9 protein-coding genes are annotated in these 12,549 nt (G+C 38.4%); 5 read left to right on the top strand and 4 right to left on the bottom strand.

Annotation, left to right across the window (positions count from 1 at the left end):
- Positions 1 to 83 precede the first annotated feature (83 nt).
- From CNR22_06445 to CNR22_06435, 3 genes are all read right to left on the bottom strand, one after another.
- On the bottom strand, positions 84 to 1,904 hold the full coding sequence (locus CNR22_06445; GenBank protein PBQ31416.1) for a hypothetical protein: 1,821 nt from the start codon (positions 1,902 to 1,904) through the stop codon (positions 84 to 86).
- A gap of 232 nt (positions 1,905 to 2,136) precedes the next feature.
- Positions 2,137 to 2,940, bottom strand: a complete 804-nt coding sequence (locus CNR22_06440; GenBank protein ID PBQ31415.1) for an amidohydrolase — start codon at positions 2,938 to 2,940, stop codon at positions 2,137 to 2,139.
- Between the two features lie 6 nt (positions 2,941 to 2,946).
- Entirely contained in the window at positions 2,947 to 4,776 is a 1,830-nt protein-coding gene (locus CNR22_06435) for a hypothetical protein (protein PBQ31414.1), read from the bottom strand.
- Positions 4,777 to 4,820: 44 nt separating this feature from the next.
- Between CNR22_06435 and CNR22_06430 the strand changes: the two genes are divergently transcribed.
- The 5 genes from CNR22_06430 (at position 4,821) to CNR22_06410 (ending at position 11,656) form a co-directional block, all read left to right on the top strand.
- Positions 4,821 to 5,588, top strand: a complete 768-nt coding sequence (locus CNR22_06430; GenBank protein ID PBQ31413.1) for a glycosyl transferase — start codon at positions 4,821 to 4,823, stop codon at positions 5,586 to 5,588.
- A gap of 40 nt (positions 5,589 to 5,628) precedes the next feature.
- Complete coding sequence (locus CNR22_06425) at positions 5,629 to 6,597, top strand: glycosyl transferase family 9 (protein PBQ31412.1); 969 nt, start codon at positions 5,629 to 5,631, stop codon at positions 6,595 to 6,597.
- Positions 6,598 to 6,628: 31 nt separating this feature from the next.
- Positions 6,629 to 7,429, top strand: coding sequence for a short chain dehydrogenase (locus CNR22_06420; protein ID PBQ31411.1), 801 nt, complete (start codon positions 6,629 to 6,631; stop codon positions 7,427 to 7,429).
- A 315-nt stretch (positions 7,430 to 7,744) separates the two neighbouring features.
- Positions 7,745 to 10,270 carry a hypothetical protein gene (locus CNR22_06415; protein PBQ31410.1) on the top strand — a complete coding sequence of 842 codons (2,526 nt, stop codon included), beginning with the start codon at positions 7,745 to 7,747 and terminating at the stop codon, positions 10,268 to 10,270.
- 93 nt (positions 10,271 to 10,363) lie between these two features.
- Positions 10,364 to 11,656: a hypothetical protein gene (locus CNR22_06410; protein ID PBQ31409.1), complete on the top strand. Its 1,293-nt coding sequence runs from the start codon at positions 10,364 to 10,366 to the stop codon at positions 11,654 to 11,656.
- Here CNR22_06410 and CNR22_06405 read toward each other — a convergent pair whose 3' ends face one another.
- Positions 11,657 to 12,397, bottom strand: coding sequence for a lipoyl(octanoyl) transferase (locus CNR22_06405; protein ID PBQ31408.1), 741 nt, complete (start codon positions 12,395 to 12,397; stop codon positions 11,657 to 11,659).
- Positions 12,398 to 12,549: the final 152 nt, after the last annotated feature.

Genomic DNA, 12,549 nt, shown 5'->3' with positions numbered 1-12,549 from the left:
AGATTATTTATAAATAAGAAAAGAACGTTTTCCTTAAAATAAAGTATCCTCTTTCTTTTTTTATAAAGAGGATACTTTAGTAATTATTTGTCTATTACTAGTTTTTTATAAGTTACTTCTGATCCGGCCGAAAGACGAATAAGATAAGATCCGTTTTGAAGTGTTGAAACATCTAGTTTTGTAGTGTTACTAAAAGTTCCGTTTTTAACTTCTCTGCCAAGAATATCAACGATTCCATAGCTTATTTCAACAGTAGTTCCGCTTGTTAATGTTACTTCAGTAGAAGCAGGATTTGGGAAATAAGAAACTGAACTGTATAAATTAATTTCATTTAATCCAACTGTTTTAGCTTCAATCACTGGAGAAATTGATCCTCCGGCCAGGGGCAGTTTAACGCCGCTTTTTCCAATCTTTTGAGAATTAGAAGTCGATAAATGGATAGCTGTTCCCGCTACATTGTCTTTCACCTTAAACCAAAATTCTCCAATTTTACCATTTCCATTTACTTCCGTTCCATTGGTACGTACACTTGCGCCATATACTTTACCGTTAGTGAAATTTGTTTTTCGGAACTGCACATTTGTGGTTGAGGCATTTAAAAAGGAGGACGAATAAGTGATGTATGCTGAGTTAGTTTCAATTAAAGTATTGTCGAAATTAATGTCGAAAGCTAAACCGTAAAGCTGACTAATAGGAGTACTGGAGCTTCCAAGTATAATGTCTGCTTTGTTCCAGCCTCCTTGCTGTACACTGCTTACAAGAAGAGATATGTCGGGTGTATTAGATGATTCTGATGGTTTAAAGCTATGTGTTAAAGAGTAGTTATTGTATATAGCCACTGTATCCCCCATGTCAATTGTTCCATCACCATTACAATCCACGTGTACTTTACGCTTACCTGTGCTTCCAAATCCCGTCCAACCCGATGCTGTGGCAAACTGACTTGAAAAAAGATTTCCACCCGGACTTCTCGAAGGACCTGTTTCTAAATAAGCTAATCCAATTTCAAGTGCATCGGTATTGTCTACTAAGCCGTCACTGTTTGCATCGCCAGGCCAAACGTAAGCGCAGGTAGTGTCCACGCAAATATGTGCAGTCATTGTTCCTGCACAACCATTTACATCATTTCCCGTAACGGTGTATTGTTGACAAAGACCAGTCACATTAATGCTAAGTGTTGGGGTCGTTACTCCAGTACCTGTCCAGCTGTAAGAACTTAAACCAGACGCAGTTAATGTGGTGCTTGATCCCTGGCAGACATTTCCGTTAGAGGGCCCAGATATATTAATATTAGGATATATAAAAGTAGGTTGCATATACACAGCTTGGGCGGTGCATCCCGCACTTGTTGTTCCAACAACTGTAATGGAACTTACCGAAGGATAAGGATTATATGTTGTTGAAATATTATTAGATCCGTTGCTCCATGTGTAACTTACAGCTCCCCATGCCGTAACTGTTACAGGAGCTCCCATACAAACGCCGGCCGTATAACTCGGACTTGAGCTAATACCTATGCCGGGAGGGGTTGTGGGAACAAATGTTTGGGTTATCGTACCTAGTAAGGTATTACTTGAATTGTATCCTTCGCAAACTATAGTGAAAGTGCCCATACCCGGGCAAGGAAAGTCTAAAAAGATACTATCGTTATCAGAAGACAGAGTAGTTTGCGTTGGCAGACACATAGCGGTTGTTTGTGTTGAAGAAGTTACTCCAATAACGTTCCAGGAATAACTCGTGGCGCCAGGCATTCCCGGGGTAATCCATGCAGTAATTCCTAAGCCGTTAGAGCAATAGGGAAAAGTTACATGAATGTTTGGCGTTTGGGCTTTTGTATTTAAACCGGATAATAGTGCAGTCAGAAGTAAACACGTAGCAAATAGTTTTTGAGTAAATTTTTTCATGGGTAAATGTTTAATTTGTTGCGTACTCTTTTAGGATTTTCGGCTTACTCCTTTACATATGACAAATACAAGGAGATTTGAAAAAGGGTTGGGAGGATTTTCTGATTTAGATCAAAAATTATAATTTAATTGGCAAAGTTCGGAGAATGAATCCGTTTACTCAATAGAAGCCCGGTTTCACCCATTAAAAAGTGAATTTGGCGTCGGAAATAAAAATGTTAAAAGTATGGATCTAATTTAGATCAAACTCATCAGCGTCTAATCCTACAGGAAAAATTTTTCTAAAATCTTCCAGGTAGTTTTTATCCAGCTCAATGGTTTCTACGCTCTCTGTATGCGCTTTTGTTTTACTGATAATTTCTCCGCGGGGATTAATAACAACGCTATCACCAGAATGTGAAAAATCGTTACCATCTTTTCCAATACGATTTACACCAATAACATAACACTGGTTTTCTATAGCGCGGGCAATTAAGAGTTGTTTCCAGGGATGATTACGAACCTCTGGCCAATTTGCTACGTAAATTAAAACATCATAGTCCCAACTGCCCCCTGTTACCTGCTTATTATCAACTGTAAACCTGTTTCTGCTCCACACCGGAAAACGAAGGTCGTAACATATAAGCGGACGGATTTTCCAATCTTCAAATGTGCCCGTAATTTTTTTGTTGCCTGCTGTGTAATGTTCATCTTCTTTCGCCATGCGAAATAGATGACGTTTGTCGTAAGTTTTTACCTCTCCCGAAGGTTCTACCCAAAACAGCCGGTTGTAATAATTTCCGTTTTCTTGCACAGCAACGCTTCCAATAATTACAGCCTTTGTTGCTTTTGCCTTTTTCTTTAACCATTCTAGAGTTACACTATCCGAGGCTTCCGCAACTTTCTGCGGCTGCATTGAAAACCCAGTGGTAAACATTTCAGGCAAAACAATTAAATCGGTTTTTTCAGTAATGGATGAAAGTAACGCGTCAAAATGCTCAAGATTTTTTTCGCGATTTTCCCAGGTAAGCTCTGTTTGAATAAGTGTAACTTTCATAATAAACTAGTGTTGGCAATATTTAGAGTATGCGTTTATAGCCGGTTCAAAATTATGTTGTGCAGCGATTTTAAAATCTTCACAAGGATTTTGTTTCAAATTTACTTTTGCTACACCCTTCCAATAATGGGCTTCCCAGTAATTCGGATTTAATTCAAGACAAACTATGAGATCATTCAAACACGAACTGAAATCCTGCTTTTTTCCAAAAGTTATAGCCCGTTTAAAATAAAAATCTGCTTCGTCCTTATTAAGCGCTATAGCTTTATTGTATTCCTGCATAGCTTCATCCAAACGATTCATATCGTTATAACAATTGGCTAGAATAAAATGGGCCTTCGCATTCGTTTTATCATTTTCGAGAGCGCGATTCGCGTCATTCATGGCTTTTGGAATGTCTCCAAGCATGTAATAGGCCGCAGCTCTGCCGGTATATGCTTTGGTATACTCATATAGATCGAGCGTTTGATTAAAACTTTTGATGGCCTGCTCTGGCTTATTATTCTTCAAAAGCAACAGGCCACGGTTATAGAAGCCTTTATAATTACGGGGAGCAACACTTGTTGCCTTATTGAAATACTCCAGCGCTTTTATGTCTTCATTCAAAAACATACTTTCTACTCCTGCACTATTAAGAGCAATAAACTGATCCGGGTATTTTTTTAAAATGTCTTCAAATAAAACGATCGAACTTTTCCAAACGGCCGTTCTTGCATATGTGAGTACTGAAAAAAGCACGATTAAAACTATTGGTAGTACAAAAGATTTCGTTTTTAAACGGGAGACTAAAATTCCCAAAAGCCATGCAAATCCAATTATTGGAACGTACATGTACCGGTCAGCATTTAATACTTCTCCGAACGGCAGAATTTGCAGAACAAGTACAAGATTTACAAGAATGAATAAAAGAATGCCGGTCAAAATATAATTGGTTTTTCTAATCCACATAAAGACTAGCCCGGCAATTACTGCTAGTAGTGTAAATCCAAGAACAAAAACCTGTGATTTTATTTCCGGGTAAGGATAGATAACACTTAAATTTACCGGAGCTAAAAAGAATAAGAGATAGTTTAAGAGTGCAAATCCGGCAAATCCAAAGCGCTGGTAGTAGGGAAATTCGTGGGCATGATTGATAAATAGATCCGCCGTTTGTGTCTTGATATTAATGATCCCAAAAATAAGCGAAAGAGTAAGAAGCGGAATTTTATTGACTAAAAATTTTAAAGAAAAACTTTTGGTCCGAATCAGATCCAAACAAATTAAACTTAATGGTAAAACTACCACAGAAGATTTGCTCAGACATCCTAAGACAAAAAATAAAAAACAAAAAATATAATACTTTTTATTTTCGCTTTCTGTAAACTTCAGGTAGCTTAAAAGTCCCGCGAGGTAAAAGGTACACGAGAGTACGTTTTTTAGCTCACTGATCCAGGCAACAGATTCTACCTGCAGGGGATGCAGTAAAAAGATCAGCGCCGCTATATTTGAAATGGTTTCATTTTGAAAGAGACGTTTGCTTAACTGGTAAACCAAAACGCCATTTAATAGATGAAACAAAATATTCAGGAAATGATGACCGCCTCCTGATCCTTCAAAGAATGTCCAGCCAAGTGCATGCACTAACATAGTAACCGGAATATAATTTCCAATATAATGACTTGTGAAAAAACCTTTTAGATCAAATGATTTTACCTCGGAGTTTTTAAAAACCATTTCAGGATCATCCCAACTGATATGGCCAAAAAACAGGAGCTTAGAATAAATTGCCGCTGTGGCAATCAAAGCCAGCGATAAAATAAGATGCTCTTTAAATAGTTTCTTTAAATAGTCCTGCACTCTGCAAATATAAAGAGTTCTGTAAAATTTGGTACTTTTACGCCGTGATAAAATTATCTGTTGTTATAATCACCTTTAACGAAGAGAAAAACATCGAACGCTGCCTGCTTTCTGTAAAAGAAGTGGCGGACGAAATTGTTGTACTCGATTCTTTTAGTAAGGATAAAACCCAGGCTATTTGCGAAAAGCACGGAGTAAAGTTCTTTCAACATGCTTTTGATGGACACATACAACAAAAAAACCGGGCTATCACTTACGCTTCCAACCCGCATATTTTATCTTTAGATGCCGATGAAGCTCTGGATGAAACCTTAAAAGCTTCAATAAAAAAGACAAAAGAGAATTTTGAAAAGGATGGCTATTACCTTGATCGTCTCACGAATTATTGTGGACATTGGGTAAAACACTGCGGATGGTATCCGGATTCTAAGCTGAGGTTGTGTGACAGACGTAAAGGACACTGGACGGGCATTAATCCTCACGACAAATACGAGTTATTTGCCGGGGATAAAAATACCGGACATTTAAAAGGAGATATTTTACACTACAGTTATTATTCTACCGAAGACCATTATAAACAAGTAGAGTACTTTACGACTATTGCCTCTAAAGCTTATGTAGAGAGGGGTAAACGCGCTCCGTTTTATAAATTAGTTGTTAATCCCATTGCAAAATTTGTAGACCATTATTTACTACATCTTGGTTTCCTGGATGGAAAAGCAGGGTATCAGATCTCGAAAATTTCTGCTTATGCAGCTTATTTAAAATATAAAAAAATCAGAACACTGACTTATCAAAACCTTCGAAAATAATTTTAAGATCATCCTGAGTCGTACCGACAGTATTGGTGATGTGGTGTTGACGCTGCCTATGGCAGGCCTCATTAAAGCGCAGTATCCGCAAAGTACGGTATTTTTTTTAGGCAGAACTTATACAAAAGAGATAGTTGCGTTGAGTGAATTTGTAGATGGGTTTATAAATTATGATGACATAGAAAAACTTGCTCCAAAAGAACAGATTAAGTTTATTCAAAAGTATCAAGCGGATATTTTTCTTCATGTTTTTCCAAAAAAGAAAATTGCTGAACTTGCGAAAGCTGCGAGAATTCCCCTACGCGTGGGTACCACAAACCGTATTTATCATTGGCTTACTTGCAATAAATTAGTAAAACTTTCTCGAAGAAAATCCGATCTGCATGAGGCACAGCTTAATTTGAAACTTTTAAGCTTTCTAAATATTAATTCTGACGTTTTATTAGAGGGTGTGCAGAAGTATTACGGATTTACAAAGATTCCAAAGCTGGAAGAAAAATATGATCTTCTGATTGATAAAACGAAATTTAATCTTATTCTTCATCCTAAATCTAAGGGAAGTGCGAAAGAGTGGGGTCTTGATAATTTTAAAAAGCTAATTGAGTTACTTCCTCCTGAGAAATTTAAAGTTTTTATCAGCGGAACAAAACAGGACGGCGAACTGATGAAAGAGTTTTTAGAAGGAAATCATAAGGCAACAGATATAACAGGTCAATTAGCGTTACAACAGTTTATTGCTTTTATTAATAAAGCAGATGGACTAGTAGCTGCAAGTACCGGACCATTGCACATTGCCGCCGCACTTAATAAAAATGCCGTGGGATTATTTTCGCCTAAACGTCCAATTCACCCGGGAAGGTGGATGCCTCTTGGCAAAAAAGCAAATGTTTTAGTGGCCGATGAAAATTGCCCTGATTGCCAGCAAAAAAAAGACTGCGATTGCATTACAAAAATTAAACCCGAAGAAATTATTAAATTGCTTACAATTCCTGATGGGGTTAAACAATAAATTATAACTCTGTCAGGGTTGTCGAAAAAAAATGGAGAAACCTTTTAAAGATAAAGTCATTTGGATTACCGGCGCTTCTTCAGGCATAGGAGAAGCCCTTGCTCTGGAGTTTGCGAGATTGGAAGCAAGGTTAATTCTTTCTGCGAGACGCGAAGATGAGTTAAAACGCGTTGCCGCCTTAACAAAATTGCCCGAGCTTGATCTCATGATTTTACCTTTTGATTTAAGTGATACCAAAAATGCTACAGGACTTGCAGCACAGATCATGAATAAATTTGGAAGAATTGATATCCTGGTAAATAACGGAGGTTACAGTCAACGTGGTGAAGCGATTGAAACATCCATAGAAATCGATCGCCAGTTAATGGAAGTAAATTATTTCTCTTATGTAAGTCTTGCCAAAGCTGTTTTGCCTTACATGAAGCGTCAAAAAAGCGGACAATTTATTATTATAAGTAGCATTGCCGGAAAATTCGGGTTCTTTTTGAGAACATCTTACAGTGCTGCAAAACATGCCCTGCACGGTTTTTTTGATTCGCTGAGGTTGGAAACTGAAAAATATAATATCAAAACTCTGATAGTTTGTCCTGGGAAAATAAAAACAAATGTCTCGCACAACGCGGTTACTGCTACAGGAAAAAAACACAGTGAAATGGATCCGAGTCACAAAGATGCTTTGTCTCCTGAAGAGTGCGCGCTACAAATTATCGCCGGACTTAAAGCTAATAAAGAAGAAATTTATATCGGTGGTAAGGAAATTCTAATGGTGCATATAAAACGTTTATTTCCAAAATTATTTGGAAAGTTGGTTCGTAAACAAAGCCCATACTAACTTTTATTTTGCAGTACTGTTGTTTTAACATAGCCTTACGTTCATAGCGTCTTTGCACGAACCCCTTAAAAACCCTACTACGCTCTATTGATAAGTCCTTTGCGCTCCTAGCGTCTTTGCGCGAACCATTAAGATCTACCACGCTCTATTTCTAAACCCTTTGCGTTCATAGCGTCTCTGCGCGAACCCATCTATATCCCTCTGTCACTATAACATGCTATACTGCATTCTCAGGTTCCTGGCGCGAAATAGTGTAAGATCCCGCTTGCAGGGTTTATTTTTTAGTTTACTTTAGTTTTAACTAAAATCTGAATCATGAAAAATAGCAGTATTTTTTTTCTTCTGTTTCTAAGTCAAACACTTTTTTCACAACCGGCAAATTTTGTTTCTAAAGGCATTGGCGGCGGTGGTGCACTTTTTGCCCTTTCTATTAATCCCGCAAATCATAACGAATATTACGTAGCCTGCGATATGGGTGAATTATTTCATACCACAACCTTTGGCACATCTTATGATCAGGTTAACTTTCAACAGGTCATTGGAGGACATAATTCTAAAGTGTGTTACACATCCACATCGGGTTTATTATATACAATTAGTTACGCTAAGGATATGATTCTTCCCATGAAAAGCACCGATAATGGCGTCACCTGGACAAAACTTTCGGGTAACCCCGATGATTCTGAAGAAACTTTCAGTATAGATGTCGATTACACTAATCCTTCACGGGTAATAATTTCTTATTATGGTGAAATATATTTTTCTTCAAATGGAGGCACTACCTTCACCAGTATTCATACCGCAGCCACCTCCGCAGGGAACACTGTTGGCGGTGTTTTTTTTGATGGCCTTAATATTTATATCGGAACAAATGATGGTGTATTGGTTTCGTCTAATGGCGGCACAAACTGGACAACTGCAACAACACCCGGTATTCCTTCCTCTGAAACGATTTGGTCTTTTGCGGGAGCCAAAGTGGGAACAACCACCAGGTTCTTTTGCATTACCGGGCTCCCAAATGATATTTATCCAGGACTAGTTGGATCGGATTATTATGGTTTCGCAAAAGGAATTTATGCACTGGATTATGGTGTTGGAAATTGGGTCGCAAAAACCACTGCTATAAATACAGCTACTGATTTTCCAATGTTTGTTGGCATGGCTGCCAATTGTATAGATACTGTGTACCTTGCCGGAAGCAATGCCAATGGGGTTCCCGATATTATAAAAACCACAGACGGCGGATCAAACTGGATCCATGTGTTCAATTCTAACGGTAACCAGAATGTTGTAACCGGATGGAGTGGTCAGGGTGGAGATCGTGGCTGGGGTTATGGTGAATGTCCTTTTTCAATAGCCGTTGCCCCCAATAATGCACAGAAATTAATTTTCGGAGATTTTGGATTTGTACACAAAAGCACGAGCGGTGGCACCTCATGGCAGCAAGCTTATGTGAACACCTCAGATCAACATCCTGCGGGAGCAAACACGCCTCAGAATAATTCTTATCAGACTTGTGGGCTTGAGAATACAACCTGCTGGCAAATTCATTGGACAAGCGCAACCGATATGTTTGCTTGTTTTTCGGATATCAGAGGATTGAGAAGTGTTAACAGTGGCGCTTCCTGGTCTTTTAACTATACAGGGCATACTGGCAATTCTATGTACCGCATAGCCCAACATCCTGCTAACGGAACGCTTTTTGCCGCAACTTCCAATATTCACGATATGTATCAAAGTACACGTTTGCAGGATATTATTCTGGACGCGAACGATGCCAACGGAAAGCTGATCTACTCATCAAACAACGGGCAAAGTTGGCAAAATTTAAAAGTGTTTAATCATCCGGTTTTTTGGATTGCCCTTGATCCTTCAAATCCAAACCGCGCCTATGCCAGTGTTATTCATTACGGAGGGGGCAGTGGAGTAGGTGGTATTTACATGACTAACGATCTTCAGAATTTATCCACGTCGAGCTGGACCCTTTTGCCTGCCCCTCCGCGCACAGAAAAGCATCCTGCAACTATAGTGGTTTTAAATGATGGAAAAATGGTTTGCACTTATTCTGGCAGAAGAACAAGTACCGCCTTCACGGCCAGTTCAGGAGTTTTTATTTACGATCCTGTTTTAAATACCTGGGCCGACGTTTCACATTCAGGCATGCAATACTGGACCAAAGATATTGTTGTAGATCCGAATGATGCAAATCAAAATACCTGGTACGTTGGTGTATTTAGCGGCTGGGGCGGCGCTCCAAATGGGTTGGGGGGACTGTACAAAACTACAAACCGTGGAACTTCATGGACAAAGCTTACGAATGCATCAACAATAGACAGAGTGACTTCCTGCACCTTTCATCCAACCGATCCCAATCAGATCTACATGACTACAGAAACAAATGGCTTGTGGATGTCCAGTAACATTAATGCAACAACACCAGTATTTACCCAGGTGCAATCTTATCCTTTTCAGCAGCCCGAGCGCGTATTTTTTAATCCACATAACGCTAATGAGCTTTGGGTAACAAGTTTTGGAAATGGTATGAAGATGGCAAGCCTCAATACAACAACTCAAACTCCCGTATTTTTGCAGGAAGAAATGAAAGAGGAAAAATTAGTTAGTATATATCCTAATCCCGCTACTAATCTTATACATATTGAAACTAAATATATGTCGAGACAAAATTTCAGAATTGAGTTTAGAGATCTCAGTGGTAAGTTGGTTGTGAAATGCTTTAATGAAGAGCTTATAGATATTTCGTTTTTGGAAAATGGTTTGTATACCATTATTATCAGCTCACAAGATTATGTTCAATCTTTTAAACTTTTGGTTACCAGGTAGAAAAAATGTTTAATTTTGATTTAACCCAACGGCGAGCGATAGTTTTCCGTCTAAATATAAAATCTTTCAATCTTTCATTTAATACCTAACACAATGAAACAGTATTTTAGAAAATCAGTTCTTGCACTTTTAGTTATTTTCACAGCAAGTCGCCCCCTAAATGCTCAATGGACGGCCCTTCCAAATCCAATAAGCGCATTCACGGGGAGCAATTTTATATGTACAGGTCAACAAACAAATCCAGGGTACATCCGCCCATTAGCAGATGGAAAAATTATTTACACGTCGCTTTGCTCTTCCGGATCTGTGCATAATGGTCCCTATGGTTATTTTATGATGTCTACTGATGACCTCAATTCCGTGCAACGAGGGGCTTCGGTAGAAGAGTCCGCTTTGGCAATGTCCACTTCCACTTCAGGTACCGAATACGCCTGGTTTTCGTATTATGGTGGGGGAACCTATTTCCAATATTCACCTGATGCATTTGTAACTACAAGCGGCTTCGCGCAAAATGTAATACCTGCGGGTATGGCTACTGCCATTTCTCCTTCGTATGTTTATGCAGTTGCATCGGCCACTTCTGCTATGGTTATCCGGTATAATAAAGTCGGTGGAGTTTCAACCACTTCATTTGTATCCGGTTTTTTCCCCACTTACGGAATGCTTCATTTTATAAATGACAGCATAGGTTTTACAATTGCAAAATTTACTTCAAACACCGCAAAAACAACGTTTATTAAAATCAGGAACTCCGGAATGACCTGGCAACCTTTATTAATAGATTCTGTAAATGCTATTGTGAATTTCCAGGTCTCAGCCTCAGGCGATTTGTTGGTACTCAAAAAAAACGGGCAGATTTATAAAAGTACGGACAATGGTGCCAGCTTCAACGCAATCACTTCAGTACCCTCAGGAACTTACGGATGCATTCAGTTTGCAAATGCATTAACAGGTTTTGTAGGTGGAGAAAATGGCACACTTCTAAAAACAACAAATGGTGGAACAAGCTGGACCAACGAAACCAGTAATACAACCCAGGCAATTAATGCTATTTACACTTACAATTACAGCTCCTATTTTGTGGATAACGCTAATAAGATTTTTATCTCACAACAGCCTTTGACGAGCTTAGAAAAAATAAAAAATAATGAAGCTTTGTCAATTTACCCAAATCCAGCTACTAACGAACTAATTGTAAACTATAAAACTTTAAATGAGAAAATTTCGCTTCAAATTTTAGATGTTGGTGGAAAGCTCGTTTTTGAAAGTGAACTTTCTGGTGCTTCGAGCCTGGATATATCTGGCATGGAGGCTGGAATTTATTTTGTGAAATGTATAAATTCAAATCACACACTAGCAGTCAGAAAATTGGTGATTTCAAGATAATTATTTCAATGCACCGGCTGGTGCTGTGAGCTGAGCATCAAAAAGAATACTGAAGTGTCGCTTTAATTTTTCTTTAATTTCTTCCATGTCCACTGGTCTGCCAAGTTCCTTATCTAGACTAGTCACTGCTTTATCCTGAATGCCGCAGGCAATAATGTTATTAAAATAACTCATATCTGAGTTTACATTAAATCCCCAACCATGCATAGTAACCCAGCGGCTGCAGCGCACTCCGAACGCACAAATTTTACGCGCTTTACTTTTATCATCTGCATCCAGCCAAACACCTGTTTCTCCTGCACTTCTGCCACTTTTAATGCCATACTCTTTTAAAGTAAGAATGATCGTTTCTTCAAGTAAACGTAAGTATTTATGGATGTCTGTAAAAAAATTATCGAGATCCAAAATAGGGTAGGCCACAAGCTGACCGGGACCATGATAAGTAATGTCGCCACCACGATTTATTTTATAGTAATTCGCGTGTTTATCTATGAGTTCCTGCTCGTTCAGTAAAAGATTTTTTTCATCACCACTTTTTCCCAACGTGTAAACATGCGGATGCTCCACAAATAACAAATGATTTTTTGTCTGTACTTTTTGCTCTTCCGGAAGATCACGATTCGCGATTTTTTGTTGAATGGTAGCATTAAATAAAGACTCCTGGTAATCCCAGCATTCTTTATAGTCCATTACCCCAAGGTCTTGAAATAAAATAGTTTTATTTTGAAATTGCGACTCCATTATCAATGCAAAATTACAAGAAAGACTTTAGTATATGATTTCCCCATATAAATACAAATGTTATAATTATCCAAGACTTTTGGTACACAGACACAAATTTCACTAATAACACTAATTGTAATGAAGTGGTTAGTGACGAGACATAATTTATC

It is taken from the genome of Sphingobacteriaceae bacterium, from assembly GCA_002319075.1.
Taxonomy (GTDB): Bacteria; Bacteroidota; Bacteroidia; order B-17B0; family Aurantibacillaceae; genus Aurantibacillus.
The sequence above is the reverse complement of the archived record's forward strand: the minus strand, read 5'-3'. Positions and strand labels throughout refer to the sequence as shown.

What these genes read in the sequence shown, in the direction of transcription:
- CNR22_06445 (PBQ31416.1), bottom strand. Translation starts at nt 1,904, where the DNA reads ATGAAAAAATTTACTCAAAAACTATTTGCTACGTGTTTACTTCTGACT.
- CNR22_06440 (PBQ31415.1), bottom strand. Translation starts at nt 2,940, where the DNA reads ATGAAAGTTACACTTATTCAAACAGAGCTTACCTGGGAAAATCGCGAA.
- CNR22_06420 (PBQ31411.1), top strand. Translation starts at nt 6,629, where the DNA reads ATGGAGAAACCTTTTAAAGATAAAGTCATTTGGATTACCGGCGCTTCT.
- CNR22_06415 (PBQ31410.1), top strand. Translation starts at nt 7,745, where the DNA reads ATGAAAAATAGCAGTATTTTTTTTCTTCTGTTTCTAAGTCAAACACTT.
- CNR22_06410 (PBQ31409.1), top strand. Translation starts at nt 10,364, where the DNA reads ATGAAACAGTATTTTAGAAAATCAGTTCTTGCACTTTTAGTTATTTTC.
- CNR22_06405 (PBQ31408.1), bottom strand. Translation starts at nt 12,397, where the DNA reads ATGGAGTCGCAATTTCAAAATAAAACTATTTTATTTCAAGACCTTGGG.